The sequence below is a fragment of the Pararhizobium sp. genome (genome assembly GCF_035497515.1).
Taxonomy (GTDB): domain Bacteria; phylum Pseudomonadota; class Alphaproteobacteria; order Rhizobiales; family Rhizobiaceae; genus Pararhizobium.
Map to the genome: position 1 here is coordinate 1 of NZ_DATJDJ010000055.1, position 17,789 is coordinate 17,789.

A 17,789-nucleotide genomic window follows, 5' to 3' on the forward strand; every position below is an offset into this window, starting at 1 on the left:
CTCAAGTCTCTTATGAAACTCCAGAGCGAGTTCGTTGGTCGCCAGCAGCGCCGCCGCCCTCGTTGGTGAGCGGTTTATAGTCCCACCCCTCAGCCATAGTCAACACCGAGTTTCAAGAAAAATGATCTTTTTTCTAAGTCACTGAAAAAAAATAGATATTTCGAAATCACCCCGGAATTCACCCCAATCCCCCCAGAATGATCCCCTCAATCGCCAAAATCTTGTCCAAATGGTCAAAATCAGCAGCCGGGTGCTTGAGCGTGGAAACGAGTAATGCGCGCACCTCATGACATCACATGATCCCGTCCTTTTGCCCTGCGAAAAACTCCTGCTAATCTCAGGTCACCTGAGACCATTGGAGATAGACATGCTGGTTCTGAATGAAGCCGAAACGCGCGCGGCGCTCCCCTGGGGGGGCCTGATCGAAGCCCTGCGAAAGATGTTCCGGGATGGGTGCGAAATGCCGGTCCGGCATCATCATGATGTCGCGGTACCTGAAGAAGCGTCGGCAACGCTGCTTTTGATGCCCGCATGGCAGCCGGGTTCCTATATCGGCGTCAAGATGGTTTCGGTCTTTCCGGGCAATACCGATCGCGGCCTGCCGGCGATCCATGGCAGTTACCTGCTGTCCTCCGGCAAGACCGGCCAGCTGCTTGCCATTCTCGACGGCGCCGAGCTGACCGCGCGCCGCACGGCGGCGGCCTCGGCGCTGGCCGCCGACTATCTTGCCGCCAGGGATGCGCGGCGCATGCTGATGATCGGCGCCGGGCGGCTGTCGCAGAACCTGATCGAGGCGCATGCCTCGGTGCGGCCCATCAAGGACGTGTCGATCTGGGCGCGCGATCCGCGCAAGGCGGCCGCGACCGTGGCTGAGATCAAAATCCCCGGCGTCACTGTTTCCGTCGCGACCGATATCGAGGCCGCCGCCCGCGAGGCCGACATCATTTCCTGCGCAACGCTGTCTTCCGAGACGCTGATCCGGGGCGACTGGCTGAAGGAAGGCGCGCATCTCGATCTCGTCGGTGCCTTCAAACCGAGCATGCGCGAATCCGACGACCGGGCGGTGGAACGCGCGACCCTTTTCGTCGATACCCGCGAGGGCGCGCTGAGCGAAGGCGGCGACCTCGTACAGCCGCTGCGGGCCGGGCTGATCCAGGCGAATGACCTGCAAGCCGATCTGGCGGAGCTGGCGAGCGGGCGCCATGCCGGCCGCACCCAGGCAAATGAAATCACCCTGTTCAAGTCGGTCGGTGCGGCGCTCGAGGATCTCGCCGGTGCGATCCTCGCCTTTGAGACCGCACGCGGCTGATATCTGACAGGATGATGCCGCCACTACGAGGTGACGCCGGCCGTCACCGGATCGTGATGGGGCAGGACGGCGCACCCCGTTGACGGATCGCAGTCCGGGCTTAGGCTTGAGCTCTTTCGACACGGGTGGAGGCCTCATGTTCACGTCAATCCGGCGCCTGTTGGCGGCAATGCTGCTCACCATCCCGGCCGGGCTCTCCGGTTTGAGCACAGCCGGCGCCGCCGATGCGGCGAAATGGGACCAGGTGCTGGCCGAGGCGCGCGGGCAAACTGTCTATTTCAATGCCTGGGGCGGATCGGAGACCATCAACGCCTATATCCGCTGGGCGGGCGACACGGTGAAGGCCCGATTCGGCGTCAGTATCGTGCAGGTCAAGCTCGACGATACGGCCAAGGCCGTCGCGACCGTGCTTGCCGAGAAAGCCGCCGGCCGTGACAGCGACGGTTCAGTCGATCTCATCTGGATCAATGGCGAGAATTTCGCCGCCATGAAGCGGCAAGGCCTGCTGTTTTCGCCGGGCTGGGCAATGCGGCTGCCGAACTGGCCGCTCGCCGACATCCGCAACCAGACGATCACCACCGACTTCACCATCCCGACCGACGGGCTGGAAAGCCCGTGGGGCGCGGCCAAGCTGGTTTTCTTCCATGACGAGGCCCGAACGGACAACAGCGCGCTGCCTGATTCAGCCGCGGGGCTGCTTATCTGGGCAAAGGCGCATCCGGGCCGTTTCTCCTATCCGCAGCCGCCGGATTTCATGGGAACGACCTTCCTGAAGCAAGTGCTGGCCGAGACGATCGCCGACACGGCGAAGCTGCAGAAGCCGGTCGACGAGGCGACGTTCAAAGAGGACGTGGCGCCGCTGTTCGCCTATCTCGACCAGTTGCATCCATTGCTCTGGCGCAAGGGTAAAGCCTTTCCGCAGAACTATCCGGACATGAAGCAGAAGCTGACCGATGGCGAACTCGACATCGTCTTCGCCTTCAATCCGACCGAGGCTTCGGCCGGCATCGCCGCCGGCGAGCTGCCGGATACCGTGCGTTCCTTCGTCTTTTCCGGAGGCACGCTGGGCAATACGCATTTTGTCGCCATTCCCTACAATGCCAAGGCCAAGGCGGGCGCCCTGGTGCTGGCCAATTTCCTGCTGTCGCCGGAAGCGCAGGTGCGAAAGCAGGATCCGAAGGTCTGGGGCGATCCGACGGTGCTGGACGTGACCGCATTGCCGGACACGGACAGGGCGGCATTCCAGGCGCTCGATCTCGGCGTCGCGACGCTTTCGCCCGATCAGCTCGGCCCCGCTTTGCCCGAGCCGCACCCGGTCTGGATGACCCGGATCGAAGCGGAATGGATCAAGCGCTATGGAGCGGCAAACTGACCGGGCCCGTGCGCGGAACGAGGCTGGACATGAAAAGCCGCGCACTGTCCGGCATCCTTCTCGCCTGCCTCGGCCTGCCGGTCCTGTTCGGGCTTGCCGGCACGATCGCCCCCGCTTTCGGCTACCTGCCGGCGCTTGGCGGCGATCAGGTAAGCCTAGAACCGTTGCGCGCGCTGATGGCCGAGCCGCATCTCAAGCGTTCGGCGCTGGTCAGCCTAACGACGGGCCTGGTCACGACGGCGATGTCGCTGGTTTTGGTCATGCTGTTTGTCGCCGGTTATGCGGGAACGCGGGTCTTTTCGCGCATCCAGCATCTCGTGTCGCCGCTTCTTTCTGTTCCCCATGCGGCCGCGGCCTTCGGGCTTGCCTTTCTCGTCGCGCCCTCGGGCTTCTTCCTGCGCCTGGTCTCGCCGGAAGTGACCGGATTTGCGAGCCCGCCGGACTGGCTCGTGCCGCGGGACCCGTTGGGGCTGACGATGATGGCTGGGCTCGTTGCCAAGGAAATGCCCTTCCTGTTCCTGGTGACGCTGGCGGCCCTGCCGCAGGTGCCCCTCACCCAGACGCGGCAGCTGGTGGCAAGCCTTGGATATGGGCGGGTTCGGGGTTTCCTGATCGGGACCTGGCCGCTGATCTACCGGCAGATCCGCCTGCCGGTCTTTGCTGTCATCGCCTATGCCTCGTCCGTCGTCGACGTGGCCATGATCCTGGGACCGAGCCTGCCGGCGCCGCTTTCGGTGCGCATAACCGCCTGGATGGCGGACAGTGACCTAACCATGCGTTTTCTCGCCTCGGCCGGCGCGTTGCTGCAGCTCGGCGTAACGCTGGCCGCGATGCTCGTCTGGCGGATGTTCGAGGCGGCGGGTGGCGCGCTTCTCAGGCAGATGTCGATATCCGGCAGGCGAAAGACCGATGATCGTCTGATTCGCCGGGCAGCCTGCGCCGGCATAGCCCTGTCGGCGGCCGCGATTTTCCTTGGCCTGCTGGTCCTGCTCCTCTGGTCGGTCGCCGGCCTCTGGCCGTTTCCGGCCGTGCTGCCGCAGAGCCTGACCTTGAAACCCTGGATCCGGGCCTTGCCGCAGATCACGGAGCCGATCCTGATGACGCTGGCGCTGGCGATCGGCTCGGCCGCGATCGCCGTTCTGCTGGCGATCGGACTTCTCTGGCAGGACCGGCTTCACGGCAGCCGCGTCTTCCAATTCGTCCTCTATCTGCCTCTCATCGTTCCGCAGATCTGTTTCCTGTTCGGCATCCAGATTCTCGGTCTCCTGCTGGGACTCGATGCTTCCTTCCCTCTTCTTCTTTTCGTTCACCTGATCTTCGTCTCTCCCTATGCCTTTCTCTCCCTGTCGCTGCCCTGGCAGGCGCTTGATCGTCGTTACGAACGGATCGCGGCGGCACTCGGGGCCGGACCCTGGCGAATCCTGCTGCGCATTCGCCTGCCGATGCTGACGCGTGCCTGGCTGACCGCCTTTGCCGTCGGCTTTTCGGTTTCGGTCGGGCTTTACCTGCCGACGCTGTTGATCGGCGCCGGGCGGATTACCACCATCACCACAGAGGCCGTAGCCTTGTCCTCGGGCGGTGACCGGCGGATCATCGGCGTTTATGCATTGCTGCAGGCGCTGCTGCCACTTATCGGATTTCTGATTGCGTCGCTGGCGCCGCACTTGCTATTCCGCGACCGGCGCGCAATGAGGATTTGAATGACCCCCGACGGCAAGACAGACGGCCTGCAAATCAGGCGGATGACCATCGGCCTTGCCGGCAGGACCCTGCTTTCAATGTCGGCAACCATTCGTCCGGGCGAGATCCTGACCGTAATGGGGCCGTCCGGCTCCGGCAAATCGGCGCTTCTCGCCACTCTCGGCGGCTTTCTCGATCCCGCCTTCACCGCCACCGGAGACATCCTGATCGACGGCAGCGATCTGACCGACATTCCCGCCGAAAAACGCGGCGCCGGCATGCTCTTCCAGGATGCGCTCCTCTTTCCGCACCTTTCCGTCGGCGACAATCTGCTGTTTGGCCTGTCCTCCACCGTCCGCAGCGCGCGTGAACGGCGGCAGCTGGTCGAACAGGCGCTCGTGGAAATCGAGCTCACCGGCTTTTTCGACCGGGATCCGGCAACGCTTTCGGGCGGCCAGAAGGCACGGGTCGCGCTGCAGCGGACCTTGCTGTCGGCGCCGCGCTTCCTGCTGCTCGACGAGCCTTTCTCAAAGCTGGACACCGATCTCCGGCACCAGGTTCGCGATCTCGTCTTCACCCGAGCGAAGGCCCTCAAACTGCCCGTCGTGCTCGTCACGCATGACCGGTCGGACGCATTGGCAGCGGGCGGCGAGACGATGACCATCGGGGCAGAGCCATGAGCGCGATCGAAACCCTGCCGAACCTGCCGGTGCGCGCCATCTTACCGGCGCTCGGCGAAGCCCTGGCGAAAACACTGGCCGTGGTTCTCTCGGCACCGCCCGGCGCCGGCAAGACCACTCTGGTGCCGCTGTTTCTCTTGAACCAGGACTGGCGCGGCGATGGGCGGATCATCCTGCTCGAACCGCGCCGGCTGGCGGCCCGCGCCGCCGCAAGCCGCATGGCGAGCCTGCTGGGAGAAACCGTCGGGGAAACCGTCGGCTACCGCATGCGGCTCGATAGCCGGATTTCAGCCAGGACACGCATCGAGGTGGTGACCGAGGGGGTCTTTGCCCGCATGCTGCTCGACGACCCGGAACTGCCGGGCGTGGCTGCCGTCTTGTTCGACGAATTTCATGAACGTTCGCTCGATGCCGATTTCGGTCTGGCGCTGACGCTCGACGTGCAGCAGGCCCTGCGCGATGACTTGAAACTGATCGTGATGTCGGCGACGCTGGACGTTGGCCGCGTCCAGCAGTTGCTCGGCAATGCGCCGGTGATCGAGAGCCTCGGCCGCAGCTTTCCGGTGGATGTGCGCTATCAGGAACGGCCGTCGGCCGAGCGGATCGAGGATGCGGTGACCCGCGCGATCATCGACGCGCACCGCACGGAGACGGGCTCGATCCTCGCCTTCCTGCCGGGACAGGCAGAAATCACCCGCACCGCCGAGCGGCTTGAAGGCCGGTTCGGGCCGGACACCCTGATCACGCCGCTGTTCGGCAATCTTGGCCAGAAGGAGCAGGACGCGGCGATACGGCCGGCCACGGCGGGAACCCGCAAGATCGTGCTGGCGACCTCGATCGCCGAGACCTCGATCACCATCGACGGCGTGCGCATCGTTATCGACAGCGGACTGCAGCGGCTGCCGGCCTTCGAGGCATCGACCGGCATTACCCGGCTCGAAACCGTGCGGGTCTCGCGCGCTTCAGCCGACCAGCGGGCGGGACGCGCCGGCCGAACGGAGCCGGGCATCGCGATTCGCCTGTGGCATCAGGGCCAGACGGCGGCACTGCCCGCCTTCACGCCGCCGCAAATCCTGGCGAGCGACCTTTCGGGGCTGGTGCTCGATCTTGCCCATTGGGGGGTCAGCGATCCCTCAGGCCTTGCCTTTCTCGATCCACCGCCGGCAACGACCTGGCAGGAAGCAAAGACGCTTCTTCTCCAGCTCGGAGCGATCGACGCGAATGGCGCGCTGACGGCACGCGGCAAGCAGATCAGGCAGCTGGCATTGCCGCCTCGTCTCGCCGCGATGGCCGTATCGGCGGCCGAAGACGGTCAAGCGGAAGAGGCCTGCCTTCTTGCCGTTCTCCTCACTGAACAGGGGCTCGGCGGAAACAGCATCGATCTTGAGGATCGGCTTCGCCGCTTCAAGACGGAGCGCGGCGATCGGGCCGAAGCCTCGCGCGGGCTTTCCCGGCGCATGGCGAAATCCCTGAATTCCGGGATGCGATCCAGCGATCCGGTGCAGCCGGGCGTTCTTTTAATGCAGGCCTTTCCGGACCGAATCGCGCTGCAGCGGGGCGGGCGTGGGCGTTTCGTCATGGCCAATGGCCGTGGTGCGGAATTGCCGGACACCGAGCGGCTGGCGGGCAGCACGATGCTGGTCATCGCCGACCTCACCGGACGCGCCGGCGGGCAGCGCATTCTCGCGGCGGCCGAAATCTCCCGCCCCGATGTCGAGGCACATATGCCGCAGGCGATCGTGCGGGAAGACCAGACCTTTTTCGACCGGCCGAGCCGGCAGGTCCGCGCCCGGCGGGTCACCCGGCTCGACGCCATCATCTTTGAGGAATCGCCGCTGCCCAGGCCGAAAGGCGAGCCGGCCGCGCAGGCGTTGGCCGAGGGTGTACGCCAGCTTGGTCTTGCCGTGCTGCCCTTTTCCAAGGAAGCGACGCAACTGCGCGACCGGATCGGCTTTCTCCACCGGACCATCGGCGAGCCGTGGCCGGACATGTCGGACGAAACCCTGCTGAGCCTGATGGGCGACTGGTTCATTCCCTTCCAGGGCGAGGCGCGCGGCCTCGACGACATCAATCCGGGCAGTCTGTCGGAAGGCCTGCAGGCGCTGGTGCCGCATGCGGTCTCGCGTGATCTTTCCCGCCTTGCGCCGACGCATTTCGAGGCGCCGACCGGCCAGCGGCATCCGATCCGCTACGACGGCGACGAGCCGGTCCTGTCGATTCGCGTCCAGGAACTGTTCGGGCTGAAGACCCATCCGGCCATTGGCGGCGGGCGCTTGCCGCTGCTTCTGGAGCTGATATCGCCCGGCCACAAACCGATCCAGACGACGCGTGACCTGCCGGGTTTCTGGGCCGGTTCATGGAAGGATGTGCGCGCCGACATGCGCGGCCGTTACCCACGTCATCCCTGGCCCGAGGATCCAGCCACCGCCGCCCCGACGACACGGGCAAAACCGCGTGGTACATGACAAGACGATGAGCAGCATGACTGGACTCCGGATGAATACGGCAGCACTCGAGGCGGACGAATCAACGACAAGTCGGGTCCTGCGCCTGCAAACCATTGTCCGCCTGCGCTGGCTCGCCGTCGGCGGCCAGTCGATCGCGGTGGTCATCGTCGCCTTCTGGCTGCGGTTTCCGCTGCCGCTGATCGCCTGCTGCTTGCTGATCGCCTTCCTCGCCTGGGTAAACGCCTATCTCACCATCCGCTATCCGCCGACGCACCGGTTGCAGCCGCCGGCGGCCTTCGCGCTTCTTGGCATCGATCTTGCCCAATTGACGGCCTTGCTGTTCATCACCGGCGGGCTTTCCAACCCCTTCGCGCCGCTTGTCTGCGTGCCGGTCATCATTTCCTCGACCTCGCAGCCGAAATGGCACAGCATCGCGCTTGCCAGCCTTGCCCTGATCGGCATCACGGCGCTCGCCTTCTCGCCCTTCCCGCTCCCCTGGTATCCGGGCGTGGTCCTGCTGGTACCCTCGGTGCTCACCGCTGGCTTCTGGTTCGCCATCGTCGCGACCACGGTCTTTGCTGCCTTCTATACCTACCGCGTTTCGCTGGAAGCCAGCGAACTGTCGGAAGCGCTCGCCGCGACGGAACTGGTCCTGCAGCGTGAAAAGCACCTGTCGCAGCTCGACGGCCTTGCCGCCGCCGCCGCGCATGAACTCGGCACGCCGCTTGCCACCATCAGCGTCGTGGCCAAGGAAATGGAGCGGGAACTCGGTGACGACCCGCGATTCGGCGAAGACGTGCATCTGCTGCGCAGCCAGAGCGAACGCTGCCGTGATATCCTGCGCCGGCTGACGACGCTGTCTTCGGAAGACGAGGCGCATATGCGGCATCTGCCGCTGTCATCGCTGATCGAAGAGGTGATGGCGCCACATCGCGAATTCGGCATCCAGATCAGGCTGGTCGAACAGGGCAACCGCGCGAGCGAACCGGTGGGCAACCGCAATGCCGGCATTCTCTATGGCCTGGGCAACCTTCTGGAAAACGCCGTCGATTACGCCAAGAAGGAAGTGACGGTCACCGTCACCCACACGGCGGAGATCGTTTCGGTGACGGTCGAGGACGATGGCGACGGCTACGCTCCGGATATTCTCAGCCGGATCGGCGAACCCTATGTGACCAAGCGCCAGAAGGACGACAGCGCCGGCGGCCTCGGGCTTGGCCTGTTCATCGCCAAGACGCTGCTGGAGCGTTCAGGCGCCAAGCTCACCTTCGAAAATCGCGGTCCGGAGAAGCCGGGCGCGCGTGTCAGCGTGGAATGGCCGCGCATCCTGATGGATGTTAAGCTGGGGAAATGATTTTACGGCGTTTTGAACCGGGACTGCTGCATAATTCCTTAAATCGGAATCGATTTAAGGATAAAACCATGCAGCATATTGAAAGTGTTACAGCGACCTTTGCGCGTCATTTTTGACGCGCGGGCCGTATGCGACCCTAAATAGAATCAGCAGGAAAACTGGCTTGCATTCAAGGATGACGATATGACGGACAAACTCAGCGAATCCGATGCCGCATTGATCGGTCAGGACACCACGCTCCTGATCGTAGATGACGACGCGCCCTTCCTGCGTCGCCTGGCCCGCGCCATGGAAACACGCGGCTTTGCCGTCGATATCGCCGAATCGGTCGCGGAAGGTATCGCCAAGGCCAAGGCCCGGCCGCCGAAATACGCAGTCGTCGACCTGCGTTTGGGTGACGGCAGTGGCCTCGACGTGATCGAGGCGATCCGCGCCCGACGCGACGATACCCGCATCATCATGCTGACCGGTTATGGCAATATCGCCACCGCCGTCAACGCGGTGAAACTCGGCGCGGTCGACTATCTCGCCAAACCCGCCGATGCCGACGACATTTTCGCAGCCCTTGTCCAGCGTGCCGGCGAACGCGCCGAACCACCGGAAAACCCGATGTCGGCCGATCGCGTCCGCTGGGAACATATCCAGCGCGTCTATGAAATGTGCGAGCGCAATGTCTCCGAAACGGCGCGGCGCCTCAACATGCACCGCCGCACGCTGCAGCGCATCCTGGCGAAACGCGCTCCCAAATAAGGTTTCGATCTAACCGTCGCCGTCGAGCGAACCGGACACGATCTCGCGCATCGGCGGGCTCGTGTCGCCGGCGCGATCGGCGGACCATTCGGCCAGCATCAGCCGCTGCGCCGCGACGCGGGCGAAATTCAGCGAAACCGATTTGCGCATCGGAGCGGCAAGCCGGTGTTCCGACGCGTCGCGGATCATCTCCGCGTCATAGCCGTCGGATAAAAGCAGCCCGCACTCTTGCGGAAAGATGTCGAGCGGCACGCCATTGTGCGTCGCAAAGAACAGCCGGTCGGAATGCATCCGGTAATCCGGCCATTTCCGGTCGACCCGGAAATCCTCGATCGAGGTCTTGATCTCGACGATCCAGATATCGCCCTTGGGGGAGATCGAGATCAGATCCGCCCGCCGTCCGCTCGACAGTGTCAGCTCCGGCAGCACCGCATGGCGCATTTCATGCAAGAATCGCTGCACACCGCGACGCACCATCAGCGCGCGCTGCGACTGTCGTCCGTCGATCAGGGGACTATCATTGTGGATAGAGAGAATCGCCATGCATTAAACTCTGGCACAGAGCCGGTTTTGTTGCAAAAAAACAATCCGCTTGGAATTTGGACTGCGGCACGAAGATGCTGCAACGCATTCCCTTGCAATCAAGGTCTTAATCGAAAATAAACCATAATCACTGATGGTCGAAACGACCCAAATGTTCTTAGCTTCCTTTTAAGAGATCCCCATGCGCCTCCGCAATGTATTCCTGCTGTGCAGCCTCGCGGCAACCCTCGCCGTGGCCAGTTGCTCCACGGCGCCGATCACGCCCATCGGCGAAAAAGTCGCGACGAACCAGATTTTCTCCGACGGCTACGGCCCGGTCGAGGATCACGGTTACGCGCTGCCGGCGATCCCGATCAAAAAGGTCAACGAGCGCTTCCACCGCCAGATCGTCGATTATGCGACGGATGAAAAGCCGGGCACGATCGTCGTCAATACGCCGAATCGATTCCTCTATTTCGTACTCCCGCGCGGCAAGGCCGTTCGGTACGGCATCGGCGTCGGCAAGGCCGGTTTCGCATGGGAAGGCCGCGCCTACGTCGCCTGGAAGCAGGAATGGCCAACCTGGCATCCGCCGAAGGAAATGGCTGCCCGCAAGCCGGACGTGGCGCAATATGTCGAAAACGGCATGGGCCCTGGGCTGCGCAATCCGCTCGGCGCGCGCGCCATGTACCTCTTCAACGATGAAGGCAAGGACACGCTGTTCCGCATCCACGGATCGCCGGAATGGTCCTCGATCGGCACCGCCGCTTCTTCCGGCTGCATCCGCATGATCAACCAGGATATCATCGACCTCTACGCCCGCGTCCGTCCGGGCAAGAATACAAGAGTCATCGTTCAGCAGTAACGCGACGCCCGATCTTCGGCTGACACCTTCAAATCCCCGGCACTGCCGGGGATTTTTGATTCCGGGCTGCGTCATAATTCCCGCCGCAGAACCATGCCTGCGTGATAGAGGATGCCTTCGATGAAATCGCCATCGGCGGTAAAACCGGTGTCGTCGACATAATCGATATGATCGCCGGTTATGACGTAATGCCCCTGATAGGCGCTTTTCCGCTTACCCCGAGCCTCGTCGTAGCGGCCGCCTGGCAGCAATTCATGGCGGATATGGCCATCTGCGGTGACCCACATACCGATATAGGGATGGCCAATATAGGGATGATTGCCTGTTGCCATGATCGTTCTCCCGCTCAACCAACCAGCGCCAAGGTGGTGCTGGTGTGCGGAGAAGATTATTTTACAACAGATCGCGAGCGTTAGATCATTGCTCCGAAGTTCTTGCCTGATTCTCCGAATCGGCTGATCCGCAGTCTCAGGTGCCATCAGGCGGCCTGGCTTGCCTTCAACTCCAGCCGGCGACGATGCAGGACCGGTTCAGTATAGCCGTTCGGCTGTTCGCGGCCCTTGAGCACCAGTTCGAGTGCCGCCTGGAAGGCGATAGAGCCATCGAAATTGCCGGCCATCGGGACATAGGCCGAATCCCCGGCATTCTGGCCATCGACGACCGCCGCCATGCGCTTCATCGTTTCGACGATCTGTGCTTCCGAGACGACCTTGTGATGAAGCCAGTTGGCCATGTGCTGGGCGGAGATGCGCAGCGTGGCGCGGTCTTCCATCAGGCCGATATTGTTGATGTCGGGAACCTTGGAGCAGCCGACGCCCTGGTCGATCCAGCGGACGACATAACCGAGGATGCCCTGGGCATTGTTGTCGAGCTCGCGCTGGATTTCTTCCGGCGTCCAGTTCGGACGCGAGGCGACCGGCACCGACAGGATGTCGGAGAGCTTTGCCCGGGCGCGGCTCTTCAGGCCGGACTGGACCGAGGCGACATCGACCTTGTGATAATGCGTGGCATGCAGTGTTGCTGCCGTCGGCGACGGAACCCAGGCGGTGTTGGCGCCGGCTTTCGGGTGGGCGATCTTCTGTTCGAGCATCGCCGCCATCAGGTCCGGCATGGCCCACATACCCTTGCCGATCTGCGCATGGCCGGACAGGCCGCATTCCAGACCGATATCGACATTCCAGTTTTCATAGGCTGCGATCCAGGCCGCCTGCTTCATGTCGCCCTTGCGAATCATCGGACCCGCTTCCATCGACGTGTGCATTTCATCGCCGGTGCGGTCGAGGAAGCCGGTATTGATGAAGACGACGCGGGCCTTCGCGGCACGGATGCATTCCTTGAGGTTGACCGTGGTGCGGCGCTCCTCGTCCATGATGCCCATCTTCATCGTATTCGGCGCCATGCCGAGCGCCTGCTCGACGCGGCCGAAGATTTCCGAGGCGAAGGCAACTTCTTCCGGGCCGTGCATCTTCGGCTTGACGACATATATCGAGCCTTCGCGCGAATTCATCCGGCGGCCGTTTTCGCCGATATCGTAGAGCGCGATCAGGCCGGTGATCATGGCATCCATGATGCCTTCCGGAACCTCGTTGCCATTGCGATCGAGGATGGCCGGATTGGTCATCAGGTGGCCGACATTGCGAATCAGCATCAGGGCGCGGCCCTTCAGCGACAGGTCCGATCCATCCGGGGCGGTAAAGGCGAAATCCGGATTGAGCTTGCGGGTAAAGGTCCTGCCGCCCTTGCTGACCTCTTCCTCGAGATCGCCTTTCATCAGGCCGAGCCAGTTGCGATAGACGAGGATCTTGTCCTGCGCATCGACGGCGGCAACCGAATCCTCGCAGTCCATGATCGCGGTGATGGCCGATTCAAGGATGACGTCGGAAATATGCGCGCGATCGTCCTTGCCGGTCGCCGTCGTGGCGTTGATGACGATCTCGATATGCAGGTTGTTCTTCCTGAGCAACAGATGCGAGGGGGAAAGCGCATCGCCCCGATAGCCGGCGAACTGTCCGGCATCGGCAAGGGACGTGGCGCCGGATATGGTCGAGATCGACAGACGGCCGTCGGTGACAACAAAGCCGGTAACGTCGCTCCATCTGCCGTTCGAAAGCGGCGCGCTCGCATCGAGGAAGTCCCGCGCCCAGGCAATGACCTTCTGGCCGCGAACCGGATTGTAACCTTTGCCCTTTTCGGCGCCGCCATCATCGCTGATTGCATCGGTGCCGTAGAGCGCGTTATAGAGCGAACCCCAGCGGGCATTGGCCGCATTCAGCGCATAGCGCGCATTCATGACGGGAACGACGAGTTGCGGGCCGGCGATGACGGCGATTTCAGGATCAACATGGCTGGTGGAGACGGAAAAATCCGGCCCTTCCGGCAGGAGATAGCCGATCTCGCGCAGGAACGCCTCGTAGGCGGTCATGTCGACGGGGGCGCCATTCTGTCGATACCAGGCATCCAGCTTTTCCTGCAGTGCGTCGCGCGTGGCGAGCAGGGTCCGGTTCTTTGGCGCGAGGTCATGGACGATCTGCGAAAAGGCGGCAAAGAAGCCGTTGGCATCGACGCCCGTTCCCGGCAATGCCTCGGCAACGAGGAAATCGTGCAGGTCCGCATCGATTGCCAATCCGTATTTTTCTATCCGGCCCATGACCAACTCCATGAATTAATGCTTAAAGTGGGGAAACGCGCAGTCTCTCACGGATTCTTCCCCAGTCAATCCGGCGAAAATGCGAAGAATTCTTTCCAAAATCGAAAAGATCAGTCGTGGGCGACGCGCGGTCGGCCGCTGGCGACGGCGGTGAAGCGTGCCTCGACCAGTTTGCGGGTGCCCTCGATTTCCGGCGCATCGACATCTTCGCGGATGACCACGACCGGCTCATCCGCGCCGTTGGCCTGCGCCGACCGGAGTGCCGCCGTTTGCGCTCGTTCGCGGGCAAGGGCGAAGGCTTGTCCCTCGTCGGTGAAGCGACTGCTCGGCCCGGCGCCGTTGACGATGAAGATACCCTCCTCCGGCACCGTGACGAAGACGGTGACCGAAGCCCGCACCTGGCCGACCACGGCGCCGACCGCGTTGGCCACACCGGCCTCCTCGGGAATGCGGGATTCGGCCCCCAGCATGTCGGCGATGGCCGGATAATAGACGGGCGCCGAAGCACCTAGACCAACCAGCGGTCGGTCGAGAGCCAGCGAAAAACCGACAATGCCCTTTTCACGCTTCAGGGCTCGATCGACGGCGACTGACACGGCGGGATCGATGGCCGCGCCATCCTCCGCGAGACAGGTGGACAGAATGACCTCGGCGGACTGCCGGGTCAGCCGCGCGACGACCATTTCCGACAATTCTTCAGGCGAGGAAGCGATCGGCCGGCCGGATCCGTCGCGAATGCGCGCCGCGAGTTCCGCCCCCAGCCGGGCCGCCGCTGTGCTCCATTGGTCCTGCCGCCCCAGCACGTGCATGGCGTCGGACGGCGTCAGGCCGCAGATATGCACGAGACCGCGCGATACCAGCCTGTCCAGCGTCGCCTTCTGCAACGTGCTGGCCAGCAAGCCCTCGAGCGCAACGGGGACCGAGCCGATCCGTTCGTAAAGTGCCTGCTCCTGCGGCTGCAGGCCGTTGGCGAGGTGATCGGGAAGGCCGGTGCGCACGGCGAAACGGCCATCGTGGCGGCCGACATGGGCCGTGCGCAACTGGCGCTCGAGCACCGAAATCACTGCATCCGGGTACTGTGCGGCCGCTAGACTGAGCGGCAGGAAACGGCGGGGGCCCAGATCGATCGCTGCCTTCAGGCCGCGATCGTTGATGCGCACCTCCGAATCACCGCCAAGGCCGAACGTGCGCATGGCGACGGCCTCGACCATGGTGCGGAAACCGCCGACCACGGCGCCCTCGCCATCAAGCCTAGGCCTGCCCTGGTCGAGCACGGCCACGTCCGTCGTCGTGCCGCCAATATCGGAAACCACGGCGTTGTCGAGGCCGGTCAGGTGGCGGGCGCCGACGAGACTGGCGGCGGGGCCGGACAGGATTGTCTCGATCGGCCGCAGCCGCGCTTCAGCTGCCGAAATCAGCGCGCCATCGCCACGCACCACCATCATCGGCACGTCGATGCCGCGCGCCTTGAGGAAACCTTCGCAGGCGCCGATCAGCCGGTCGATCATCGAGACGAGGCGGGCGTTCAGCAGCGTCGTCAGGGCACGGCGCGGGCCGCCGAGCTTGGAGGACAGTTCGTGGCTGCAGGTGACTGGAAGATGCGAAACGTTCCGGATACGCTCACGGACGCGCTGTTCGTGAGCCGGATTCCGCACGGCGAAATAGCCGGCGATGGCAAAGGAGAAAACCTGGGTGGAGAGCTGCGGCAGGGCTTCGTCGAGCGCCGTCATGTCGAGCAGCGTTTCGCCGCCATGGACATTGTGGCCGCCGGGAAGGAAGAGGACCGGATCGGAGCCTAAGGCCTCCTGCAAGCCGTCGCGCTTCAGGTCTTCCGGGCCAAAGCCGATCATCACCAGACCGGCGCGTCCGCCCTGCCCTTCCACCAGCGCGTTGGTCGCCAGCGTCGTCGACAGGGAGACGAGGCCGATGGCCGACACCGGTACTTTCGCCTGCGTGAGCACCGCCTCCACCGCGCCGGCAATTCCGACGGACAGATCATGGCGCGTCGTCAACGCCTTGGCCTTGGCGACCACTCCGGCCGTTTCGCTGAACAGAACCGCATCGGTATAGGTTCCGCCGGTATCGATACCGAGAAGAAGATGGTCAGTCACAGAAACGTCCATTCAGGCAGCGCCGCAAACCCGGCTTCAAAGGATATGGATGAGGTGATATGACATCTCTCAGCGAAAGGCCATCGCTTCGCCGACATCGACAATTCCGGCTGCGCGACGCGCAGGCAACAGGGGACCATCGCATGATCCGCTTCTCACGCATGCTTTTGCTGATGCTGGCCTTTCTGGGCTGGCCGACCCTTGCCGCGACCGCTTTCGCGCAGGAGGCCGAGGAGGAGGAGGAATACAAGCCGGTTTTGCCCGACGTGGCGATCTACAAGGCGATGCTCGACGCCAACAAGACGACCGGCTGGATTCAGTTCCGGAACTATGACGACAAGCAGCTGATCTATTTCACCACGCTGCAGACGATGCATTGCCGGCTGTCGGAAATCCGTTACTCGATCAATTCGGATGAACTCGACCAGCGTTTTCCGCTCGGTGAATGCAATCCGCAGATCCCGTTCAACCTGCCGGATGACAGCACCAACAAGTATATCTACATCTCGCTTCCGGGAGGCGAAGCCAAGACCCTGACAATCCAGGCGGTCTGGGACGATGGCGCCGGCAGCGAGATCGTCGTCTACAAGCCCTGCGAGGGCGTCGGCGACGCCACCTGCGCAGCGATCAAGACGATCAAGAAGCCGCAGAAGCAGATGCAGGAACCGGTGCCCGCCGATTCGCCGATCCGTGGCGTCCAGGCGGAAACGCCGGGCAAGACTTTCAGCGAGCCGACACCTTCAACGGCAGCCCGCCCCTAGGCGGCGGCGTCAACCTCTGTACCGGCCAGGGTTTTGTATCCGGCGTCATGTCGAACCGGAAGCGCCCCGCTTTGCTCGGTGAGCTTCAGCAAACATGGGGCCGGACAGGCAGGCTTCAAAGGGAAACGACGTCGCACGACCCTCGCCGCCGGACTGTCGTCAGAGCAGGCCCTGAAGATCTGCGAGCTTGTCGTTGACCAGCCAGCCGTAATAATTCTCTTCCGGCCAGCCGCCCTTGCCCTTCAATGCGGCGGCGCGCTGATCGGGATTGCCGACATTATAGAGCGTCGCCGTGATGCCCGGATTGTTGGAAATGTCCACGCCGGCGATCGATTTGTACGCATCGATGGAATGACGGATCGATGCCGCCATGTAGGCGAGCGACTGATCGGGGTCCATGATCGCGTTGTAGACGGCGCTGGCATCGTTCTCGTCCAGCCGCTCATAGCCGGAAACGCGCGAGACCATGTCCGTCAACATCAGCGCCGTCAGCGGATTGATCTGGCCGAGACCGAAGGTCTGGCCGGCGAAAAACGGCTGGAAGAATACGGCGCTGAACCGGTTGTTGGGATAAGACACGCCGCCGACATTGTTGCCGCGAAACTGGCTGTCCCAGACGCCTTCGCGGCAACTCCACAGCGCATAGGAACTCTTCCTGGCCGTGCATTTGGAAAATTCCGGGCGCGCCACGAACTGGGCGACCGTCTCGTCCTCGTAACCGAAGCGGAAGCTGTCGCCGGCATAGGCGGCGGCCTTGACGTAATAGGACTGCAGCCGATCATAGGCATCGACATTGTAGGTATGTTCGCCGACGATGGCGCCGATCATGTGGATCGGATCGATACCATAGGCCCGCGCCGTCGACTTAATCTTGCCCATCAGCTTGCGGTCGTTGGCCAGAAGATTGCGCACCTTCTGATACTTCGCATCGAACGACGTCTTGCCCGCCTTGGTGCGGCGAACCGAAGCGCCGGGGACGTTCGGCTGATCCTGGAAATGATTTCCTTCCGGCATGACGCGAACCCCGTCGGCCAGGGCAGGCCCCGAGACCAACAGCGTTGTCGCAACGAGAAGCATCGAAAGGATGGAGCGCACGATCTGTTTCCTGTGAACTGAATGCCGGGACACATGCGGCAAAATCGTGTCGGAATGATGCCTAGCACGGACAAACACTTATCGCGTGCGCGGTCGGGAGACAACACGGATTGGGAAGATCAGCAAGGCGACATACAGACACGCCAAACGGTCTTTCCGTGACGCCTTGGCCGTTGGAATTCCAATCGCCATCCCA

At 63.0% G+C, this 17,789-nt stretch carries 14 protein-coding genes; 9 read left to right on the plus strand and 5 right to left on the minus strand.

The window, feature by feature from the left end:
• Positions 1-367: 367 nt before the first annotated feature.
• The 7 genes from VL202_RS05865 (at position 368) to VL202_RS05895 (ending at position 9,592) form a co-directional block, all read left to right on the plus strand.
• Positions 368-1,309, plus strand: coding sequence for an ornithine cyclodeaminase family protein (locus VL202_RS05865; RefSeq protein ID WP_325463208.1), 942 nt, complete (start codon positions 368-370; stop codon positions 1,307-1,309).
• 136 nt (positions 1,310-1,445) lie between these two features.
• Positions 1,446-2,681, plus strand: coding sequence for an ABC transporter substrate-binding protein (locus tag VL202_RS05870; protein ID WP_325463209.1), 1,236 nt, complete (start codon positions 1,446-1,448; stop codon positions 2,679-2,681).
• 29 nt (positions 2,682-2,710) lie between these two features.
• On the plus strand, positions 2,711-4,381 hold the full coding sequence (locus VL202_RS05875; RefSeq protein WP_325463210.1) for an ABC transporter permease: 1,671 nt from the start codon (positions 2,711-2,713) through the stop codon (positions 4,379-4,381).
• Complete coding sequence (locus VL202_RS05880; RefSeq protein WP_325463211.1) at positions 4,382-5,041, plus strand: ATP-binding cassette domain-containing protein; 660 nt, start codon at positions 4,382-4,384, stop codon at positions 5,039-5,041.
• Positions 5,038-7,506 carry an ATP-dependent helicase HrpB gene (gene hrpB / locus VL202_RS05885; RefSeq protein WP_325463212.1) on the plus strand — a complete coding sequence of 823 codons (2,469 nt, stop codon included), beginning with the start codon at positions 5,038-5,040 and terminating at the stop codon, positions 7,504-7,506. The genes VL202_RS05880 and hrpB overlap by 4 nt, the downstream gene beginning before the upstream one ends.
• Before the next feature lie 16 nt (positions 7,507-7,522).
• Complete coding sequence (locus VL202_RS05890) at positions 7,523-8,842, plus strand: ActS/PrrB/RegB family redox-sensitive histidine kinase (RefSeq protein ID WP_414692809.1); 1,320 nt, start codon at positions 7,523-7,525, stop codon at positions 8,840-8,842.
• A 183-nt stretch (positions 8,843-9,025) separates the two neighbouring features.
• Complete coding sequence (locus VL202_RS05895) at positions 9,026-9,592, plus strand: ActR/PrrA/RegA family redox response regulator transcription factor (RefSeq protein WP_325463213.1); 567 nt, start codon at positions 9,026-9,028, stop codon at positions 9,590-9,592.
• A 9-nt stretch (positions 9,593-9,601) separates the two neighbouring features.
• Here VL202_RS05895 and VL202_RS05900 read toward each other — a convergent pair whose 3' ends face one another.
• Complete coding sequence (locus VL202_RS05900; RefSeq protein ID WP_325463214.1) at positions 9,602-10,135, minus strand: MmcB family DNA repair protein; 534 nt, start codon at positions 10,133-10,135, stop codon at positions 9,602-9,604.
• Positions 10,136-10,316: 181 nt separating this feature from the next.
• On the opposite strand from VL202_RS05900, the gene VL202_RS05905 reads away from it, so the two are divergent.
• Complete coding sequence (locus VL202_RS05905) at positions 10,317-10,979, plus strand: L,D-transpeptidase (RefSeq protein ID WP_325463215.1); 663 nt, start codon at positions 10,317-10,319, stop codon at positions 10,977-10,979.
• A gap of 71 nt (positions 10,980-11,050) precedes the next feature.
• On the opposite strand, the gene VL202_RS05910 is transcribed toward VL202_RS05905, so the two are convergent.
• The 3 genes from VL202_RS05910 to VL202_RS05920 form a co-directional block, all read right to left on the minus strand.
• Positions 11,051-11,311 carry an Atu4866 domain-containing protein gene (locus VL202_RS05910; protein ID WP_325463216.1) on the minus strand — a complete coding sequence of 87 codons (261 nt, stop codon included), beginning with the start codon at positions 11,309-11,311 and terminating at the stop codon, positions 11,051-11,053.
• A gap of 146 nt (positions 11,312-11,457) precedes the next feature.
• Complete coding sequence (locus VL202_RS05915) at positions 11,458-13,626, minus strand: malate synthase G (protein ID WP_325463217.1); 2,169 nt, start codon at positions 13,624-13,626, stop codon at positions 11,458-11,460.
• Positions 13,627-13,736: 110 nt separating this feature from the next.
• Entirely contained in the window at positions 13,737-15,737 is a 2,001-nt protein-coding gene (locus VL202_RS05920; protein WP_325463218.1) for a hydantoinase/oxoprolinase family protein, read from the minus strand.
• Between the two features lie 143 nt (positions 15,738-15,880).
• Between VL202_RS05920 and VL202_RS05925 the strand changes: the two genes are divergently transcribed.
• Positions 15,881-16,498 (plus strand): hypothetical protein, encoded by a 618-nt coding sequence (locus tag VL202_RS05925; RefSeq protein WP_325463219.1) that lies wholly within the window; start codon positions 15,881-15,883, stop codon positions 16,496-16,498.
• 159 nt (positions 16,499-16,657) lie between these two features.
• Here VL202_RS05925 and VL202_RS05930 read toward each other — a convergent pair whose 3' ends face one another.
• Positions 16,658-17,575: a DUF1402 family protein gene (locus VL202_RS05930; protein WP_325463280.1), complete on the minus strand. Its 918-nt coding sequence runs from the start codon at positions 17,573-17,575 to the stop codon at positions 16,658-16,660.
• Positions 17,576-17,789: the final 214 nt, after the last annotated feature.